Below are 21,459 nucleotides of genomic sequence, written 5' to 3'. Positions count from 1 at the left end.
TTATTTTTATCAAACTGTTATTAACTTATTTGTAATTAGCGAACGTTATTACTAGCAAGTTCAGCTATTTAACTTCTGATTTTTTGAATTTGTATCGTTAGTTTTATTAAACATCGCTGCTAGGTTGGTCAACAAATAGCACTGCAACACCGGCAATAATCATAAATACACCACCCGTTATTAATGCGAAAATTGGCTGACCGTCAAACAAGGTTTTTAAAATCACGCCTAATACACTGGCAGCAAGTAGCTGGGGAATAACGATAAAGAAGTTAAAAATCCCCATGAATACGCCCATTTTTTTCGGTGGTAAAATCCCCGATAACATTGCATAAGGAACTGAAAGAATTGATGCCCACGCGATACCAACCCCAATCATTGGGATCCATAACAAAGCCGGATCTGTAATAAAGAAGAAGCTGATTAAACCAAGCCCACCTAAGGTAAGGTTAATGGTGTGAGCAAAACGAATACCGACGGCTTTAGCTAAGAAGGGAATGGCAATCGCGGCTAATGCAGCAAAGCCATTATAAGAGGCAAATAACATCCCAACCCAATCAGCACCATCATTGTATGCTTTGGTTAATACATCTGATGTGCCGTAATGGTATGAGGTCACGGCTGAGGTGGTATAAATCCACATTGCAAATAGGGCAAACCAAGAGAAAAATTGCACAATCGCCAGTTGATGCATGGCTTTGGGCATATGAAATAAATCATCTACCACATTAAAAACCATTCCGAGTGACTCTCGTTCTGCAATGTTGGTGCTCGTCACTTTTTTGAGTGCCATTGAGCAGTAAAGCTGAAGTGGACCAAAAGTGAAAATACCTATGGTGAGAATATACAGTTGTTTGTCCAAGTCAAAACCCATGACCAGGCCGGTTGCGATAGCGCCAACAGCCATCCATAAAAGCGCCGCAAATTGATACTGGCCAGCAGTGCGCGAGCGTTGTTCGTCTGAGGTTTCTTTTCCGCTTTGGGCTTCATCTTGAGCTTGAAAAGCACTGATTTCTTCTGGTGAGTATTCTTTTGAAGAGATTACAGTCCAGCCAACAGCAAGAAATAGCACCGCGCCACCAAAGTAAAATGCATAGCGAACTGAGTCGGCTATTTGTCCTTCAGGTGCAGTATTCGCGACGTCAAAAAAATTGGTTAAAATATAAGGTAGGGCAGAAGCAACAACGGCACCAATACCGATAAAGAAACTCTGCATTGCATAGCCTTGTGTGCGTTGGCTTTTTGGCAGGTTATCGCCTACAAATGCTCGAAAGGGCTCCATAGCAATATTAATTGATGCATCCATAATCCATAGCATGCCAGCAGCAACCCAAAGTACGGGTGAGTGCGGCATGATGAATAAGGCTAGTGTGGTACAGATTGCACCGATGAGAAAGTAAGGACGACGTCGCCCAAGACCATTCCATGTATTATCACTTAAGTACCCAATAATAGGTTGTACAATAAGGCCCGTAAGGGGAGCTGCAATCCATAGAATTGGTATTTCGTCTATTTCTGCGCCTAAGGTTTGAAATATGCGACTGACGTTGGCGTTTTGTAACGCAAAACCAAATTGGATCCCCAAAAATCCGAAGCACATGTTAAAAATTTGCCAGAAGCTTAATTCCGGTTGTTGACGACGCTGGATCTGTGTAGAAGCCTGAGGCTGGTTATTATTATCGACAGACATGATTATTCCTTTATCTTCCATTTTAAATGGCTCGTTCAGCATCAAGGCTGAATTCTTATTTTACTAGTGGCTATCGCTAGGTGCTTAATACGTCTGATAAAACGATAGTTAAAAAAATGGCGAATACTCATCTCCCTTAGACGGGTATTCGCCAAAGACCTCGTATTGATATCTTCGGTTGATAATGAAGTTATCAAAGGTACTCAAAACCTGACACAATCCGATGAAGGTGATGTGTCAGTAACGACCTAGCCCAATCCATCCCCACAAGCAGAGGAAGAAATTTAGCAGGTTTTATATTAGCCTTGAGGCGGAATTTGGCACAACTCATTACATACGTATTCATCATTTATGCACAACGAAAAGTGATCATACTTGTAACAGGTAGGCAGCAGTATTGGTGCTGGCATTGTATTTAAGAATGAAATATAAGGCACTGTAAATGAAGAAAAACCTGAAGGCAATGAAGACATTGCACAACAGGCTTTTGGGGGAGATTGTTAAATTAATTGGTTGGTTAGACAATATAACGAGTAAAGCATTGATAACGGGTTTAACTAACTATGCAACCTAGCCAGCGATGTAAACTAGCAAGCGATGTAAACGTAAGTCATGAGCCTAATCCAAATCACAAAGCTTTGAAGCGAATCGCTGTGCCGCCACTGCTAGCAAGTGATAAGCTCAATTCACCTTTTGCGGTGACAGTCTTGGTTTCAATCACATAATCATAGGGATTGGTTTCCCAATTCGCTTTATCACCATCACGATAAATTTGCGCTTGATATTGTTTATCTGCTCCTAAGAAATCGAGTTTAATGACGACTTTACGTGGACTTTCGTCTGTCAGTGCACCGAGATACCAATCTTCTGATGCACGGTCTTTGCGGGCAAAGGCGACATAATCACCGATTTCACCCGCTACAGCGATACTCTCACTCCAATCCGTGGGTACATCCTGAATAAACTGAAATGCATCTAATCTTTCTACATAATTTCTTGGTAAATCAGCGGCCATTTGAATCGGGCTGTATAACACCACATACAAGGCTAATTGTTTTGTAAGGGTGGTTTGTACGCGGTTCACTGCATCTAAGCCTTTAGGAGCTAAGTCGAAAATACCAGGAGTGAAATCCATTGGGCCTGACAACATACGGGTATATGGCAAAATAGCGGTATGTTCTGGATTGTTAGGCGGTGTGCCCCAAGCATTAAACTCTTGTCCACGGGCACCTTCTCTGGCAATCCAGTTTGGATAAGTACGACGAAGACCAGTATCTTTTACTGGTTCATGAGTATTGATACTGATCCCGCGTTTAGCGGCCTCAGTGACGCTATGGAGGTATTCGTTCACCATAAACTGACCATCGTGCCATTCGTGGCGAGTTATACCATTTTCGTCGATACGCTTAATATCGCCGCCATCAGCAACGTAACCTGTTTTAATTTGAGTCACATCGTGCTTTTTATACAGGTCGTAAGCGTCGCTCATCTGGTTACGGTAGTTGGTAACTGAACCAGAGGTTTCATGGTGACCAATTAATCGCACATTTTTGCTCGCACCATATTCATTTACTGCGTCGATATCAAAATCATCATAGGGCTTAGTAAAGCTGAAAACATCGCCATTATGAAACCAGCTACCATCCCAACCGATATTCCAGCCCTCGACCAACACGCCATCAAAGCCATATTTGGCGGCAAAGTCCATATAGCGTTTAGTCTCGCTGGTGGTAGCGCCATGTTTGTCACCCGATCCCCAAGTGTTCTCATTTAAATGCATGCCCCACCAAATACCAACATATTTTCCTGGTTGTACCCAAGAGACATCACCGAGTTTATTGGGCTCGTTAAGGTTGAGGATTAAATCTGAATTGAGCAAGCCTGTCGCTTTATCGGCTATTTGAATCGTACGCCATGGGGTGGTAAATCCGGGTGCTGTTTTAACTAATATACCGTCAGACCATGGGGTTAAATCAGCTTTTAATGTGCCGTCTCTGCGTTGATCTAGCACCATAGCTGCGTAATCGGTTAAGGCGGCTTCATGAATACTTAAATGGGTGCCACTCTTTAATTTGTATGTGAATGGTGTATGTGCGCGGTCGACCTTATTAACACTTGTGGTGTTATATAAATATTCGTAACGGTTCCAACCACGCCCAGGGATCCACCAAGCTGTTGCATTATGGGCATCAGGTACTGAAAATTCAGTGAGCTCGTTAATTATATTAAGCGATGTAACATCGGCGAGAGAGGCTTGTTTAGGGACGGTATATCTAAAGCCAATACCGTCATCAAAGGTTTTAAATTCAAGCGTAAACTCATAGGTGCCATTTGAAAATGTTGTGGTGAGTTTATTGTGCTGATCAAGTACCCATTCTCGTTCGCCCCAGGGCTGCTGCCAACGGGTAGAGGATGACTCAATATCAGATGACTTAATTTCAAAACCGCTGCCGAATTCCCCCAAAGACTGAAATACCAAACCTAAACGTGAATTTAATACAGCATCTTGGCCATTAAAGCTGACTTTATACTCTGGTCTATCACCATCATCAGTAAGGCTGACAAGAATTTTTTTATCAGGCGAGCTGACGGTTACAGTTTGGGCATGTACATGAGTATGGATTGTAAAGAGTGTTAGGGCGCTCAATGTCGTTAGTAGAGCTCGCTTACAGTTGATGTTTGATGTAATTGAATGCTGCTTGTTATTTGAAGCGAATAACATTGTGACTCCATTTTATTATTTGTATTTCCTTAACCCATAGTAGAGCTGTTAATTATTCAGCTGCAATTTGTTACATACGTATTCAATTCAATTGTCATAAATTGGTTGAATTTATTTTTACGTTTATAAAATATATTTGAAATGAGAAGTATTTGTAATTAGGTGTTTAATTGAAAATTGAGAAATAAATTACTAGTTGTATCGTTGTTTATTTGGTACTGAAAATGCCTCTTAGATACAGGTGTTAATGTGTTTGATTGCGCTCGCTGTAATTGTTTCAAAAAGTGGCTGTTAAATTTAGATTTTGCAAGTGCGCCTTGCAGTAATAGCAATTGTGATAGTGTTAAAAGTGCAGCTAAATCTATGACTTACCTATGTTTTATAATTTAAACTTCTATTTGCTGAAAGTATGATTTGGTATTGTTCCTTTACATAAAAAAAAAGGAAATACCATGGTGATGAACAGACGTAGCTTTTTAAAAGGCAGTAGCGCATTTGCATTTTCCGCAAGTATTATGGGGTGTTCTAGTAGTGATGATGACACGACTGAACCGCCAGTAATTGAGCCTCCAACACCTGAACCAGATGGTGTATTTCATACAACTTGTCCGCGAAACTGTGGTGATAGATGTAGCTTAATGATATCGACAAAAGATGGCGTTGCTGTTGCAGTAAATGGCGATCCAACTCACCCAGTTACAGCAGGTACTCCTTGCGTTAAAGGCCATGCTTATCTGCAATCAATTTATAGTCCTGATAGAATTCAACAGCCAATGAAGCGAGTAGGTCCAAGAGGACCAGGTGCAACATTTGAACCGATTACGTGGGAAGAAGCGAATACGCAAATTGCCGCCAAGTTAAATGAAATTATTGCAGCTCATACTGGTAATGCGATCCTACCTTATACCTATTCTGGATATAGCGGGATCGGCGCGACATCAGGTGCTAACCGATTTTTTAACCGTATCGCTAGCCGAAAATTAGAAAGAAACATTTGTGCTAGTGCCGGTTATTCTGGCATGAGTTCAATCTTAGGTGAGTTTTCTGGTCCAAGCCCTGAAGATTACGTCAACACTAAGTGTTTTGTCTCTTGGGGTACCAATGAGCAAGCAACCAATATCCATCATCTTAAATTCATTAACCAAGCGCGTGATAATGGCGCTAAAATTTTAGTGGTTAACCCTGCAAGAACACCTCTTGCATCTCAAGCAGATGTTTGGTTACAACCTACCGCAGGTACTGATGCAACCTTAGTTATTGGCATTTCGAAAGTATTGGTTGAAGAAGGCCTGCACGATACTGGCTTTATCGAATCTTACACTCAAGATTACGAAGCGTTATTAGCTCGTCTTGAAGAGTTTACGCATGAAGACATTGAGTTAGAAACCGGTGTAAGTAAAGCTGAATACCAAGAGTTTGCACGCGCTTATGCAGGTGCATCATGTGCGATGATCCGCATTGGTTATGGCTTACAGCGTACTTTAAACGGTGGTCGTATGGTGAAAGCTATCCCTACTATTGCAGCATTAACCGGTAATATTGGTAAAGTGGGTGCGGGCGTTGTTTACTTAAATACCCAAGCTGGTGGCATGTATGATTGGGGCTATGCTGGTGGCGGTTCATTAACACCTGAAGGCGCAGTAAGGGATACGGTCAGTATCAATGAAATCGGTAAATCATTATTACCAGAAGATTATCAACATGAAGACGGACAATATGGGCCATTAGCTTACGATGAGCCTTGTGACCCAATTAAAGCCATGATTGTTTATTCAAGTAATCCAATGGCGATTGCACCCGATGTTGATTTAATTGAAACAGGCTTAATGCGAGATGACTTGTTTTTAGTTGGTATCGATTTATTCCAAACGGACACCATGGATTATGTTGATTATCTTCTGCCAACATCAAGCTACATTGAGCAAGTGAACATGATCGATAGCTATCAATGTTACTACGCTAAGCACAGTACCAAAGCGATTATGCCTCTGTATGAGTCAAAACCCGATACCATCATTTTCCAAGAACTTGCTAAGGCAATGGGTTACAGCGACCCTGAGTTTAGTGAAAGCATGGATGACATTATGCGCGGGACTTGGAAAGGCAATATTAGCTACGATGAGCTATGCGAACAAAATTGGGATAGCCCAATTGTGCCATATCCATTCAGAAAAGATTACGACTTCCCAACACCAAGTGGCAAAATTGAATTTAAAGATACCAGTGGTACTTATTTTGACCCAGAAAAATTCAATCCTGTCATTGATACTGGCACCCCTGAATCGAATGATTTTGCTACAAAAGGGATGACGGATGAAGAAAAAGCGCGTGAATTCCGCTTATTAACCCCAGCTCACCCTAAAATGAGTAACTCTCAATGGGCTAACATCAAATTCATTGCGGGTACATTCCCTCAGCACACTGTGTATATCAATCCGAGTGACGCAGCAGCAAAAGGCATTAATGATGGCGATCAAGTCATATTGACGGCTACGCGTTATGAAAACCGTACCGCATCAATTCAGTTTGTAGCCAGAGTAGAGCCAATGACGGCAGTGGGTACTGTGTTTGCTTGGAAAAACAGTTGGAAAAAACTGAATGAGAATGGAAGCGGGAGTGCAGTTAACCAACTAACAAACAGTGAGTTAACTGACATGAATAATGGTTCATCTTTCCATGCTACTCGTGTTGATATTGCACCAGCGTAATCCAATTCATTAAGGAATAAATCAATGACTGAACAAAAATGTTTTGTATTTCGTCAAGAAAACTGTGTAGGTTGTGACGCATGTACAGTTGCCTGCCAAGCAGGTAAAGATATGAATGAATTCATTACGCTACGTGATGTAAGCCAAGGTGAGAAACCGAATAATCAAGGACGAGATGTCGCTGTGTTCTTAAGCCAATCTTGTCACCATTGCGAAGAGCCAGTATGTGTCGCAAAATGTCCTGCTGGCGCTATGTTTAAACGTGATGATGGGATTGTTTATATCGATGATGCAACATGTATTGGTTGTGGCATGTGTAAAATGTCATGTCCATATGATGCCCCTAAAGTAGACCCTGGGCGGGGGATTCTATCTAAGTGTGATATGTGTAAAGACAAACTTGATGCTGGTGAAAAGCCTTTTTGTGTATCGGGTTGTCCAGTACAAGTACTTGATGTTATGGATCTCAGTGAGGCGATGGCGTTACCAGGTGCAAGTTTATCAGGTGATGGACATTCAGACTTAGGGACTGGGCCAACCACAGTATTTATTAAATTAAGAGAATAAGAACATCAAATTTATATAAGCCTAAAGTATAATTTCTTTAGGCCTATATTTAATAAGTGATAATAAAAAGCCAGCTGATGCTGGCTTTTTATTTAGGTAAGTGTAATTAAGATAACTCTTATAAAGTCGTAGTTATATGATTAATATTTTTATAAAATTTAATGCATTATAACAAGTCATTAATTAGTATTACGCTATACAGTGAAGCGAGTATTACGACGTTGATTGACATTTCTTATATGTTTATCCCAGTTATTAGCTACTTGAATAACAGAACTTGCATGGTCTAATAACGCTTGGTTGTGTGATAAATCAATATTTAAAGCATACCCTCTTGCTAAGGCAATGATAGAGTAATCTGTTTTAGTCATGGTTTGCTGGTTAACGCTATTATTGATTAGCATACTGAAACCAGAAAAAAATGCGCCTAATAACTCTGCTTCAGTTAACGTTTTAGGTAAGGGCTCGATTCGTCTAAAGTCAGTGATAACAAGGCTTGCTAGTTTTCTGCTAATGTCATCGATAGACTTTGCTGGGTTAGATGATGATTTCCAAATAGGGTCATTCATCAAGCTTTTTTCTATTGCGCTAGCTAACTCTGCTGCGCGCCATCTTTCTTTAAAACTCATCACTAACATAAATCTACCTAACATGTTTAATAGCAATCATATAATCATACGAGTTATTGATAAATAGAATGATGATCTAAGTCACTGTATTAAATAAATCGTACTAATTGTTTTATATAAATTGGAACGTATCACAGATATAAATAATAACCTGAAATACTATGAAGGTAAGTAAATAATAAGGAAATAACATGACTAATGCTGATAACGTTAAATCTAAGGCGTTAATGTTTAATCTTTTAGCTGAAATATTTTATAGAAACCCTGATGAAGATTTAAAGGAAACGATATCCGAACTGGATACCTCATTATTCATAACAAATAGAACTAACTCGCAAGGTCCGGTTTTAATTTTATTGAATGAGATTAAAAAGCTGGCAACTGAGCAGCCTTTAGTAGAATTAAAACAAGATTTTAATGGGTTATTTATTCGACCCAAAGGCAAGTTTGCATACCCGTGGGGCTCTGTGTATCTCAATAAGCAAAATCGTTTATTTGACTTAACGACGTTGGCATTTATGGAGTTTTGTAAGAAGTACCAGTTGAATTTTACTTTAGAACAAAATGAACCAGTGGATCATTTTAGTCTGATGCTGGTGGCTTTGATCCATTGTATGGAACTTGATGACGCTGAGGAGCATACCAGCTTAAATGACTTTAATGAGTCGTTATGTGAGCACCCAGAAGCTAATCGAACGGCAACACTGTTAAAAATGCACTTATTACCTTGGAGTGGACGTTTTCTTGAGTTAGTTAATGAACACAGTACGTCTGGCTTGTATCGCGCAGCAGCAACCTTGAGCAAGCTTTTGCTTGACGAATTGAAACAAGATTACAAGATAACCGTAGAACCTGTTCAGCTATATAAATAAGTTTGTTTGTTGATGGGGTGATAAAAAGCCAGAAGGTCATTTAGGATGACGTTCTGGCTTTTTAGTTTAATTTTTACCCTGTCTTTAAAACCAAGCATCTACTATAAAGCTTGAGGTTAAGGTTTATAAATCAACGGCTAAAACTTGCGATTCAAGTGGATTCAGTTTGATGCTGATTGTGCCAGCCGCTGCTTGATTGATACTAAGTTGTTGTGATTGCTTTTTATCGTCAAGTAAATCGACTAATTGATATTGAGCAGCAGTTAATTTGGCAGCGCTGATTAATTCAGTCGGTAGCGATAAAGTAAACGATGCTTTATCTGAAGAGCTAAAGTTTGTAACCACAATGATGAATTGTTCCTCGTTATAACGACTAAAAGCGAATGTGCTGTCATTGTATTGATTATTGGCATTGATATTGATATTGATATTGGCATTGAGACTAAGACTATCAGTTGAGCTATTAGCTTCATTTTCAGCTTGTTCACGCAAACGGTTTATACTATCTAGCTCATAATACTCGCCTGTAAGTGCTGGGGCGTTATGGCTAAGATTTAATAGGGTTTGGTAATACTGACGAAGTGACTTTTCACTTGCTGACGATTGACCGCCATCAAAGGCGCCATTGTTCATCCAGCGCTGGTGTGCTGGCACGCCCACATAATCAAAAATACTGGTTCTTGTAGCTTGTCCAAAGCCTGCATTTTCAGCGCCTTGTTCACCAACATCTTGACCAAAATATATAAGGGTTGGAGAGCGACTTATGGTTGTAGACACAACCATAGCTGGCAACGCTGCCTCTGGTGTACCAGCAAAGTCATCAGTATGAATACGTTGCTCGTCATGGTTTTCTAAAAAGTGCAGCATATGTTGTTCAATATCCATCACTTTTGCTTGATCAACCGCGATTTGTGCGGTTGATGTTTTGCCATGAATAATGTCTTTTAATGTGTCGTATAAATCGACTTTATCGTACAGATAATCCATTTTTCCTAAATGAATAAAATCGCGATAAAGGCTAGGGTTATAGACTTCAGCCAGTAAAAATGCATTAGGATTGATATGTTTAATATTACTGTTTAAGTAACTCCAAAACTCGACGGGCACCATTTCGGCCATATCATAACGAAAGCCATCAACGCCTTTAGCTAACCAATATTGTGTGATGTCTTTAAATTTGATCCAAGAATCTGGTATCTCAGCGGCATTTTGTGATTGCCAAAATGCATAGTGCTCAGTAACACTTTTGTCTGCAAAATGTTCTGGTAGAGCTGGGAAGTCGTAGCTGCCGTCTGGCTTAACACCGTAGTTTACCTTAACAGTTTCATACCAATCATTTGCATGAGGTTTAGCCAGACGGGAACCGTTACCTGTCCATTTAGCTGGTTTTTCTTCAAACATTCCATCGGCCAGAGGGTGCTGTTCACCTCCTAGCGGCTGATAGCCATTAATGGCGTCGGGTACGGCAAACTCTGAATCAACCACATAATAGAAGTTATTGTTTTTGTCGTATTCAACTTGAGTATTATCATTTTGGCCAAACTGACGATTTTTAGGTAACAGGGCTGCTTGAGTCGGATCATTTGCGTCTAATGATTGGTAATCTCTTGCTACATGATTCGGCACAATATCAATAATAACTTGCATGCCATTATCATGAGTTCGTTTGATTAATGCTTCAAATTCGGCTAAACGTTGCTGTGGGTTATCTGCTAAGTCGGGATTAACATTGTAGTAATCCTTTACTGCATAAGGTGACCCTGCACGACCTTTTACGACATCAGGGTCGTCATTACTAATACCAAATTCAGTGTAGTCATTGATTAATGCATGGTGCGGAATACCCGTATACCAAAGGTGAGTAGTGCCTAAAGATTTGATGTCTTGTAGGGCTATGTCGGTAAAGTCGCTGAATTTACCCACACCATTTTCTGCGATGGTTCCCCAAGGCTTATTTGTGGTGTTGGTATTACCGTATAAACGGGTGAAGACTTGGTACACCACGGGTTTTCCTGTCAAAGGCTCAGACATCAATTCCTTTTCAGTTTTAGCTGACGATGAAGATTCCATTAATGAATTTTCTACTGGAGTCTGCTTAGTGCAGCCGACCATGAATAATGCGGCAGCGCACATGCTTAATCTTATAATAGAAGATTTCTTGTTTGTTAATGCATTCGTGTTTTGTAATAAACTTATGCTTGGTAATAAAGTCGACATAGTTATCTCTTATGACAGCGTTATAATTTTAGTTGTTTCTGCGTTATCTCAAAGGAAAGAGATTATTTTGATAGCGTTAAGATAATGACACCTTTCTCTTTTAATGTTAGCGACTTATCTAATGAATACGAATGTTGTGAGAAGATATTTTCGCCGTTTTTATTGTCACCAATAACATCTTTAAAACGAGATAGATCCAGTTGCTGTGGCTGGTCGTTTTTATTGTAAATTATCAATACGGTTTCATCTCTATTAGCAGCTTTGTAACGTCTTGCTTGTATATAAACCCCGTCTTTAGGCACGTAGTGAGATAACGCACCTTGCTGCAGCGCTAATGAACTTTTTCGAAAATTAAGTAAGGTTTTATTAAATGCTAATGCATCTGCTTGGAGTTCAGATAAGTTTTGCTGTGTTAATACATTAACTTCATCATCTGCCCAACCGCCTGGGAAATCACCACGCACGAGACCGTCATTACGATCTTTTGTCGGGCTGGTCATCAATACTTCAGAGCCATAAAACATTTGAGGGATTCGGTTGCTGGTCATTACATATGTCATCGCCATTTTATACAATGCAATATCATCATTCATTAAACTGAAAAGGCGATTAGTGTCATGATTACCTTCAAATAACACTAGGTCGGTTGGCTTTGCATAAACCACATCATTAGCGAGCATTTCATATAAGTTTATAAAGCCGCTGCCCCAGTCTTCATTTTCTGTCAGGCTTGAAATAAGAACTTCATACAATGGAAAGTCCATCATGCTAGGTGTGTGTGATACATAGCCGTCGGCATTTTGTTTTCCTGCTTGCCAGTAGCTGACTGTAATTGGGTTATCAGTCCATTCCTCACCGACAATATTGAAGTTTGGGTATTCATCCATGATAGCTTTGGACCAACGAGTCAAAAATGCCTTGTCTGCATATGAGTAGGTGTCTTCGCGAATGCCACTTAAGCCAGCATATTCCACCCACCAAATACTGTTCTGGATAAGGTAAGTTGCCATAAATGGATCAGTTTGATTCATGTCAGGCATAGTGTCAGTGAACCAGCCATTTTCAAACTCAGCTCTATCATCGGCCATGGCGTATGGGCCTTGAACTGTGGTTCTGCGATGGCTGGTGTAGATGATGTCTTGTGGATTTTGTTGCCATTGCTTTTGGTCATTAATCCAGGTTGACGTTGGGAAGTCAGCCATCCACCGATGCCCTGAACCCATATGGTTTACAATGACATCCTTGATGATCCCAATACCAAACTGCTGTGCTTCTTCCACTAATGATTTGTATTCTTCATTACTGCCAAAGCGAGGATCTATGTTGTAAAAATCAGTGGTTGAATAACCATGGTAGGAATATTGAGCTTGGTTATTTTCTAGTAGCGGGTTTATCCATAATTGGGTGACACCTAAGTCTTGTAAATAAGGTAGCGATTTACGTATTCCCATAATATCACCGCCATGACGACCATCTTTATCGCTGCGATTGACGTTTTCAAGCATGCTAGGGTGATTATCGTTATCAGGGTTGCCATTAACGAAACGATCGGGGGTGATGAGATAAATGACATCTTTGTTGCTAAAGCCTTGTCTATCACGTGAGCCAACTTCACGAGCTTGTATTGAGTAATCAAAGCTTTGAATAAATGTGTCGTTATCATAAAGACCGAACTGCAAGGTTTGAGGTTGAGCATTTTTCAAATCAAGGTCGATGAAAAGGTGATTTGGGCTAGTTGATTGATGAGTTTGCTTTAGTTTTACACCCTGAGATTGATCTAACTTAACCTGCATTTGACTAATGCTCTCGCCATATACCAGTATTTGTAAGCTGCTATTTTCCATATCAGCCCACCATGATTCAGGTTCAACAGAAAAATTGGTAATTTCGGCAAATGAAGGAGCTGAAAACATCAAAGTAGCCAGTAGAGAATAGGTAAATTTGTTGGGTTGATAAGTCATGTTGAAACCTTTTATTCTTTTTTAATAATTACTGTTTGCTAGAGAATATCTGTTAGAAATTGCGAGTAAATTTATAAACGCTTGATGAAATCATCATGGCTTGGCATTTGATTAACAGCTGTTGCAATGATTTGCTTCACGTTAGCTAAAAACTCCTTAAGATCACTATCGGTAATATTGTTAGCAAGAGGATTATAATCATCTGGTTCAATACCTTGGCCTAGCAGCACTTGGACCCAAGCTGCCTCAGTAAAAAGCTCATCTTGGTAACGAGTAACCGTTCCAGTTGCACGAAACAATTCAATTTTTTGCTCTAATGAATCAGGTATTTGCATGTCACGACATTGTTGCCACAAATCTGGATTATTTGAAGAATTGGCTCTGTTATTGACGTGATAATGCAGGATGATGAAGTCGCGTATTTGTTCAAATTCGAGCTTTGACTGGCGGTTATATTCATCAACATTGGCTTGCTGTATGCCATTGTGGGGGAAAAATTTAGTGAGGCGGATTATTGCAGATTGAACTAGATGCAAACTTGTTGATTCAAGTGGTTCTAAAAAACCACTTGATAGGCCTATCGCGATACAGTTTTTGTGCCACTGCATTTCACGACGACCGGTTTTGAAGTTGATTTTTTTAGGTTCTGCTAATGCTTTACCATCAAGATTATCAAGTAATAATGCTTTTGCAGCCTCGTCAGATATATGTTTACTGGAATAAACCAGACCATTTCCTGTGCGATGCTGTAATGGAATACGCCATTGCCAGCCAGCATTATGAGCAATTGAGCGAGTATAAGGCACTAATGGTTCAGATCGTTCACAAGGTACGGCATAAGCACTGTCACAAGGCAGCCAATGTTGCCAATTTTCATAACCAACGTTCAATTGTTTCTCTATTAATAATGCTGCAAAACCTGAGCAATCAATAAATAAATCACCATTAATTACCTGATTATCCTTTAAGGTGACAGACTCTATGTTGCCTTGGGAATTGAGCTCAGCTGAGGTAATTAAGCCCTCAATTCGTTGTACTGATAAGTTTTCACTGTATTGTCTTAGCATCTTGGCATAAAGAGATGCATCGAAATGATAAGCGTGAGTAATCCCTGCTAATGGCGAACCTTGGATTCTATCCATAAGGTTAAATTTATTGGCTTTTGCTGTCTGATAATTTAACGAATAATCCCAAAACGATGATGGCTCTTGGGAGTGTGATGCTTGAGATTGTGACTTTTTCCAATAATGATGAAATTGGGTGTAACCAATATCTTTCCCCACATCGCCAAAGGCATGCATATAGCTGTCTTGCTCTTTACCCCAGTTCTCAAACTGTATACCGAGTTTATAACTGGCTTGAGTTTGCTTGATAAAATCGGCTTCTTTGATGCCTAAAACACTATTGAATATTTGCAGAGGAGGTATGGTCGCTTCACCAACCCCAATAGTGCCTATATCTTTAGATTCAATAAGGGTAATACTTAATTGATTTTTGAATAATTTACTGAGCATGGCAGCAGTCATCCAGCCAGAAGTCCCGCCACCTACAATTACAATGTTTTTTATTTTGTTATTTTCCATAGTAATCGCCTTAGATTAGTTATTTTAAAATATGAGTTTTCTATTTGGATTATGGATAGTCATAAAGTAAAAAAGCCCCTGTAACAGGTTACAGAGGCTTTATTGTCGTCGTTAGATTAGAACTTGTAGTTCGCACCTAACATGTAGTTACGACCATAGTTTTGGTAGTCACGTACATGACGAGCATCATCACCTGTGTAAGATGTGAAAGGCTCATTAGTTAAGTTATTCACCTGGAATAATACTGATAAGCCGTAAAGGGCATCAATACCACTTTCAGAGAAGTCATAACCCACTTGTGCATCGACTACAGTTTCAGCTTTCACGTTAACATTTTGACGAGTCAAACTGATTGCGGTGACTTCACCTAGGAAATCACTACGGTAACGAGAACTCACTCGTGCTTCAAAGCCTGAGTTTTCATAATAAACAGTCGCGTTGAATGTTTTCTCAGATAAACCTGGTAACGTTGTTGGGTCGCTATCTGGGGTTTCTTTCACTTCACTATCGTTATAAGAACCACTCATTACAGTACCAAAGCCACCTAGTACATCAGCAAATTGACCGAAATCTAATGAGAATGATGCTTCAATACCTTGAACATAACCGCCATCACCATTTTGTGGTTGCGTGACTAATCCAATTGGGTTATCACCCGGATTTTGCGGTAAAATAGTACTGAAATCAAAAGCAGATTGTTGATCATAAACGTAGTTTTCTAAGTCTTTATAGAAAACGGCAACAGCAAAGTAACCTTGATCACTGAAGTAGTTTTCGTAACTGATGTCATATTGACGTGCCATCCAAGGACGTAGTTCAACATTACCTGCGCTACCTGACCAGTTAACGCCGTCGTTAGGGTTTTCATTGTAGCTAAAGTTAACGTTTGCATTCATCTTATCCATACGAGCACGGGTAAGAGTACGTGCAGCAGCAAAGCGAAGCATTTGGCCATCTGCGATGCTTAAACCTAAGTTGATACTTGGTAACCATTCAACGTAGTCGTCACCTGCAGTGCGTGGAGTGAGAACCACTTCACCATTTTCTACAGTTGCAACAGTACCATCTGAACTTTGATCACTGTGAACCGCCTGTAGGCCGACGTTACCAGTTAATGGTAGGTCAAATATTTCAGTATCAAGGTTTGCCATGACGTATGCTGTTGAAATTTCTTCGTATACGCCCCAAGAGTTGGTCGCACGAGATAAGTCTACGTTTGCTACGTCAGTTTCTGTGTAATTTCCGTCATTATAAAAAGCTAATGAATCGTAACTTAACACATCACCCATACCGAAGAACTCAAGCGAAGTAGGGCTAAGTAAGTATTGATCCGGTACAGTCATTACATAATTAGGATCAGTGCCGTCATAACCTTTAAGCGTTAAATAGTAACCTTTATCTAGCTTGGTTTTATCACGGTCTGTACGGTTAACACCAAATTCGATACTACGTACAACACCTTCGTCAAAGATGTATTCAGCACTTAAACGGAAAGATTTTAGTTCATCTTCAATTTCAGGTTTGTTGATGAAACCATCTTGAGTGTTAGCACCTAATGGACTACCCCAACCAAGTGGATCGCCTAATTTAATCACGTTTGGATCTGAATAATCTAAACCGTGAGTAAAGTTGTAGCCACCATTGCCGTTGTAAGCAAAGCCTAAATCATCGACCGCGCCAACACCTGTACCACGACCTGTGCCGCTGTAGCTTTCCATACCGATATCAGTACGTTCAGCTTTTGAAAGGGCAATATCAGCTTCAACAGACCAATTTTCACTAATGGTAAATTTGTTATTCCAGCCTACTGATAGTGATTCAGCATCACGTTTATTGACATCGTTACGAACGACAACTTCAGCACCACGGATAACACCTTCAGTGACTAAACCATCTTCAGTAGTAATAGCTTCAACACCACCGTTTGCGCCCCATGCAGCAGGGATTTCAATACCACGTAAACGCTGATCATCAGTAAATTTAGAGTAATAAAGATCAACAGTTGAATGGAAAAAATCATTCGGTGCATATTCAAATACTGCTAATACGCCATCACGTTCAAGCTCAGAAGAACGAACAAATGGTTTAGCACCACCTAAAACACTGTCACCAGCATCATTTTCAGGGTAACCCCATGCTTGCCAGCGCTCTTCTTGGTTTGGAGACTGCATACGAGCATAACCAAGTGCAATACCAATTGTATCATCAGCGAATTGGTCGATATATGAAATGCTGCCACGGTAACCCGTGTCTTCAGAACCACTGTTTAACGCGCCAAGGTCATTCATTTCGCCACGTAAACCAATAGCGAATGTTTGCTCGCCGTGTGCTAAAGGACTAATGGTTTGCATATCAACGGTACCACCAATGGCTTGAGCCATCACTGATGCATCCGGAGTCTTATATACCACGACACGGTTTAATAATTCAGAAGGGTATTGGTCAAATTCAACACCACGGTTGTCGTTAACTGAAGCCTGTTCACGACCATTTAATGTCGCAGTTGTAAAGTCAGGCCCCATGCCTCGAATAGAGATGACGTTTGCACGACCATCTAGACGTTGAGCTGATACACCAGGTAGACGCGCTAGTGATTCTGCAATACTAACATCGGGTAACTTACCGATATCTTCTGCTGAGATAGCTTCGACAATTGATGATGATGACATCTTCAAAGATTGAGACTCTTGCAAGCTACGGCGAATACCGGTGACTTTTAGTACTTCAATTGATTCATCTGCAGTAACAGTATCTTCTGCTTCAGCTGCGTAGCCGTACATGCTTGTACTGGCAGCAACCATTGCTAACGTCAGTAAGCTTGGTTTAAATAGCGACATCCATCTTTCCCCTTCTGAATGGCCAACAGCTCTTATAAGTAAGGTAGAGCTGTTAGATTTCTATTATTTATAATTACAGTCTTTATAGTATTTTTCTTCAGCTTGCTTAATTGACTGCATAAGCGCTGAGGTATATTTCCGTTTTGTTGCGGAACAGTGAAGATACTACTCCTAGCATTCTTTGCTCGACAACGTTATGCATACGTATTCAAAGATTGGATAGGCAAAAAAAGACCTTTTTTTTACTTTTAATTAACATTCGAAAGTCATGTTACCGGCTATTTAAGTATCTGAATTATAGCACTAAACTCTCTAGTGTGTATTTTTGAAAAATGTATTAATTCTTTGCATACGTATGCAGCTCTATTGAACCTCATTTCCATATTCACGTATCCTCGAGTCAATTAAATAATAACGACGACCTGTTACTGGGTCGCAACAAAGAGTTAACTGTAGCAAGGTTGTTTTGTAGTTAATTCGCTTATTACAGAGGGTGTGCGATGAGTCAGTTATCATGGTGGCGTGGCGGAGTGATATATCAGGTATATCCACGAAGCTTAATGGATTCCAATGGAGATGGAGTAGGGGATCTACAAGGGATCATTACTAAACTTGATTACATTGCTAGTTTGAACGTCGATGCTATTTGGATTTCGCCATTCTTTAAATCACCAATGAAAGACTTTGGCTATGACATCAGTGATTACCTCGTCGTTGATCCTATGTTTGGCACAATGCAAGACTTTGATGAACTTATTGCTAAAGCACATAAGCTGAATATTAAAGTTGTCATCGATCAGGTGTTAAGCCATACCTCTGACGAGCACGCTTGGTTTAAGCAAAGCAAATTAAGTCGTGATAACGATAAAGCAGATTGGTATGTATGGGCTGATCCACAAGAAGATGGTACAGCACCAAATAATTGGTTAGCCATATTTGGTGGCTGCGCTTGGGAGTGGGAGCCACGTCGTCAACAATACTATTTACACAACTTCTTAAAAAGCCAACCAGATTTAAATTTTCACAATCCTGAAGTAAGGGCTGCGGTTTTAGATAACGTTGAGTTCTGGCTGAAAAAGGGCGTCGATGGTTTTAGGTTAGATGCGATTACGTTCTGTTACCACGACGAACAGTTACGTGATAACCCAGCGAAACCAAAAGATCAGCGTCAAGGTCGTGGTTTTAGTGAAGATAATCCGTACGCTTACCAATATCACTATTTCAATAATACTCGACCACAAACCGTCGGTTTTATTGAAGATTTACGTGCCTTAATCAATAAATATCCTGGTGCAGTGACGTTAGGTGAAGTGTCATCTGAAGATTCTTTGGCGACGATGGCTGAATATACTCAAGGTGATGAACGCTTACATATGGCATATAGCTTTGAATTATTAACTAACGATTTTAGCGCTGCTTATATACGTCAAACTGTAGAAGAGCTAGAAGCCAGTATTGGCGACGGCTGGCCATGTTGGGCTATTGGGAACCACGATGTACAGCGGGTTGCAACTCGTTGGGGCAAAGGTGAAACCAATTCAGATCTTGTTAAGATGCTAAATGGCTTACTGTGTTCATTACGTGGCAGTGTTTGTAGCTATCAAGGGGAAGAGCTGGGATTAACAGAAGCCCCGATTGAGTTTGAACAACTACAAGATCCATTCGGTATCGCCTTTTGGCCGATGTTCAAAGGACGTGATGGCTGTAGAACGCCTATTCCTTGGGTAAAAGATCATCTTCAAGCAGGCTTTAGCGAAGCTAACAAACCTTGGCTACCGATACCTGACGAACATAAAGCTTTATCGGTTGATGCTCAGGAAAATGATACTGATTCTACATTGAATGCCTATCGTCACTTTTTGGCATGGCGCAAACAATACCCAGCATTAGTGGCAGGCGACATTAAATTTATCGATACTGATGAGCCTGTTTTAGCTTTTACACGTCATTTTGAAACTCAAACTTTGTTAGTGGTGTTTAACCTGGCAAATACCACTAACCAGTTTGATGTTTCAAACCTTAATATTAAACAAGTTATTGATAATCATGGCTTAGCAAGCGCTGAACTCGTTAATGACAGTGTGCTAAATTTTGATGGGTTTAATAGCTTTTTTGCCATCATCGACTAAGTTGATATTACAGCAACCTTCGGGTTGCTGTTTTAGTTTATAAGCTTGACTTATTATTCAAGCCGATAACTCAGTATAAGTTTCTTAATACAATAACAAGAGTACCTAAATTATGGCCTCAACAATTTCAAGCGGAACCGCAACCGTCAGCCATTCAGGCGATGGGAAATATCGTTTTGCACTCGTATCGCTCACATCATTATTTTTTATGTGGGGTTTTATTACTTGCTTAAATGACATCCTTATTCCGCATTTAAAAGCAGTATTTTCATTAAGTTATACCGAAGCAATGTTGATTCAATTTTGTTTCTTTGGTGCTTACTTTTTAGTGTCTCTCCCTGCTGGAAAACTCGTTAAAAAATTGGGTTATCAGCGCGGGATTGTCACAGGGCTTGTTATTGCTAGTTTTGGTTGCGCGTTGTTTTATCCTGCTGCTGATTTTGCTGTTTACGGATTGTTTTTAGGGGCACTATTTGTGTTGGCGTCGGGTATTACTATTTTACAAGTCGCTGCCAATCCATACGTTAATGCGCTGGGTAGTGAAGAAACGGCATCAAGCCGCCTTAATTTAACCCAGGCTTTTAATGCTTTAGGTACAACAGTTGCGCCATACTTTGGCGCAATCTTAATTCTGTCAGTTGCCACTGGCGCAGTGGGTGAATTAAGCCATGCACAAGCAGAAGCCGAAGTCGTTAAAATGCCGTACTTGTTTCTTGCTGCTACTTTAGCGGTGTTAGCCGTGATATTCGCGAAACTTAAACTGCCGGTGATTGAAGCACATGTTGAACCAGATTCAACAGGTGAAGTGACTTATAAAGGCAAAAGCAGTGCACTACAAAGCACTCATTTAGTCTTGGGAGCTATCGGTATTTTTGTTTATGTTGGCGCAGAAGTATCAATTGGTAGTTTTTTAGTTAACTTTTTAGGCGAAGAGCATATTGTAGGACTTAAAGAAGCCGATGCTGCTAAATATATTACTTATTACTGGGGCGGAGCTATGGTTGGACGCTTTATTGGCTCCGCTGTGATGCAAAAGATTTCTGCTGGTAAAGTGCTGGCTTTTAATGGCCTGATGGCGGCTGCATTAGTGTTAGTTGCAATGTACACCAGTGGTCAAGTAGCGATGTATGCGATTTTGGCAGTAGGTTTATTTAACTCGATTATGTTCCCAACGATTTTCAGTTTAGCATTAAGAGATCTTGGGCCTCATACTTCACAGGGCAGCGGTGTGCTTTGCCTTGCTATTGTTGGTGGTGCAATCATTCCTTTATTGCAAGGTGTGATGGCCGACAGTATGGGAATACAACCTGCATTTATTTTGCCAGTGGTTTGTTATGCATTCATTATATTTTATGGTGCTAAAGGCTCAAGAATCTAATCTTTAGGGCCTGTAATCATCTGTACTTATACGAAAGCAGCCAGTTGGCTGCTTTTTGTTTTTAGTTTATTGGATTTTAGCGCTGATTTATAAGAATCTACACTTGCGCTAGCGTCCGTTAGCTCCTATGATCCAATCGCTTTTCTGTATTAACTTCTTTTTCTTT

12 protein-coding genes are annotated in these 21,459 nt (G+C 40.2%); 5 read left to right on the top strand and 7 right to left on the bottom strand.

The genetic code is table 11. The annotated features are described in order from the left end of the window. Window positions 1-106: 106 nt before the first annotated feature. Together BCU84_RS00845 and BCU84_RS00840 are read right to left on the bottom strand one after the other, a co-directional pair. A complete protein-coding gene (locus BCU84_RS00845; protein WP_102526208.1) occupies window positions 107-1,690 on the bottom strand; it encodes an MFS transporter in 1,584 nt (527 codons plus the stop codon). 628 nt (window positions 1,691-2,318) lie between these two features. After that, window positions 2,319-4,412, bottom strand: a complete 2,094-nt coding sequence (locus tag BCU84_RS00840; RefSeq protein ID WP_102526207.1) for a glycoside hydrolase family 97 protein — start codon at window positions 4,410-4,412, stop codon at window positions 2,319-2,321. Window positions 4,413-4,864: 452 nt separating this feature from the next. On the opposite strand from BCU84_RS00840, the gene BCU84_RS00835 reads away from it, so the two are divergent. Next, window positions 4,865-7,120 carry a molybdopterin-dependent oxidoreductase gene (locus tag BCU84_RS00835; RefSeq protein ID WP_102526206.1) on the top strand — a complete coding sequence of 752 codons (2,256 nt, stop codon included), beginning with the start codon at window positions 4,865-4,867 and terminating at the stop codon, window positions 7,118-7,120. A 24-nt stretch (window positions 7,121-7,144) separates the two neighbouring features. Further along, complete coding sequence (locus BCU84_RS00830; protein ID WP_102526205.1) at window positions 7,145-7,687, top strand: 4Fe-4S dicluster domain-containing protein; 543 nt, start codon at window positions 7,145-7,147, stop codon at window positions 7,685-7,687. A gap of 194 nt (window positions 7,688-7,881) precedes the next feature. Here the strand turns inward: BCU84_RS00830 and BCU84_RS00825 are convergent, their stop codons facing one another. Next, the gene (locus BCU84_RS00825; protein WP_102526204.1) at window positions 7,882-8,325 is read right to left on the bottom strand and encodes a hypothetical protein; all 444 of its coding nucleotides are present in this window, start codon (window positions 8,323-8,325) and stop codon (window positions 7,882-7,884) included. A 182-nt stretch (window positions 8,326-8,507) separates the two neighbouring features. Here BCU84_RS00825 and BCU84_RS00820 point away from each other — a divergent pair, with 182 nt between their 5' ends. Beyond that, window positions 8,508-9,188, top strand: a complete 681-nt coding sequence (locus BCU84_RS00820; RefSeq protein ID WP_102526203.1) for a molecular chaperone TorD family protein — start codon at window positions 8,508-8,510, stop codon at window positions 9,186-9,188. A gap of 123 nt (window positions 9,189-9,311) precedes the next feature. On the opposite strand, the gene BCU84_RS00815 is transcribed toward BCU84_RS00820, so the two are convergent. The 4 genes from BCU84_RS00815 to BCU84_RS00800 all read right to left on the bottom strand — a co-directional run bounded on the left by BCU84_RS00815 (window position 9,312) and on the right by BCU84_RS00800 (window position 17,786). Beyond that, window positions 9,312-11,405, bottom strand: coding sequence for an alpha-amylase family protein (locus tag BCU84_RS00815; protein ID WP_102526202.1), 2,094 nt, complete (start codon window positions 11,403-11,405; stop codon window positions 9,312-9,314). A gap of 62 nt (window positions 11,406-11,467) precedes the next feature. Then, window positions 11,468-13,366 (bottom strand): glycoside hydrolase family 13 protein, encoded by a 1,899-nt coding sequence (locus BCU84_RS00810; RefSeq protein ID WP_102526201.1) that lies wholly within the window; start codon window positions 13,364-13,366, stop codon window positions 11,468-11,470. Window positions 13,367-13,437: 71 nt separating this feature from the next. Beyond that, window positions 13,438-14,949, bottom strand: coding sequence for a tryptophan halogenase family protein (locus BCU84_RS00805; protein ID WP_102526200.1), 1,512 nt, complete (start codon window positions 14,947-14,949; stop codon window positions 13,438-13,440). Window positions 14,950-15,065: 116 nt separating this feature from the next. Next, window positions 15,066-17,786: a TonB-dependent receptor gene (locus tag BCU84_RS00800; protein ID WP_102526199.1), complete on the bottom strand. Its 2,721-nt coding sequence runs from the start codon at window positions 17,784-17,786 to the stop codon at window positions 15,066-15,068. Window positions 17,787-18,286: 500 nt separating this feature from the next. Between BCU84_RS00800 and BCU84_RS00795 the strand changes: the two genes are divergently transcribed. Together BCU84_RS00795 and BCU84_RS00790 are read left to right on the top strand one after the other, a co-directional pair. Continuing rightward, window positions 18,287-19,915, top strand: a complete 1,629-nt coding sequence (locus tag BCU84_RS00795) for an alpha-glucosidase family protein (protein WP_102526198.1) — start codon at window positions 18,287-18,289, stop codon at window positions 19,913-19,915. A gap of 112 nt (window positions 19,916-20,027) precedes the next feature. Further along, on the top strand, window positions 20,028-21,293 hold the full coding sequence (locus BCU84_RS00790; RefSeq protein WP_102526197.1) for a sugar MFS transporter: 1,266 nt from the start codon (window positions 20,028-20,030) through the stop codon (window positions 21,291-21,293). Window positions 21,294-21,459 lie beyond the last annotated feature (166 nt).

The sequence above is a fragment of the Shewanella sp. 10N.286.51.B7 genome (assembly GCF_002873615.1).
Classification (GTDB): domain Bacteria; phylum Pseudomonadota; class Gammaproteobacteria; order Enterobacterales; family Shewanellaceae; genus Shewanella; species Shewanella electrodiphila.
Note: the sequence above shows the minus strand (reverse complement) of the source record. Positions and strands in the feature narration are given on the sequence as shown.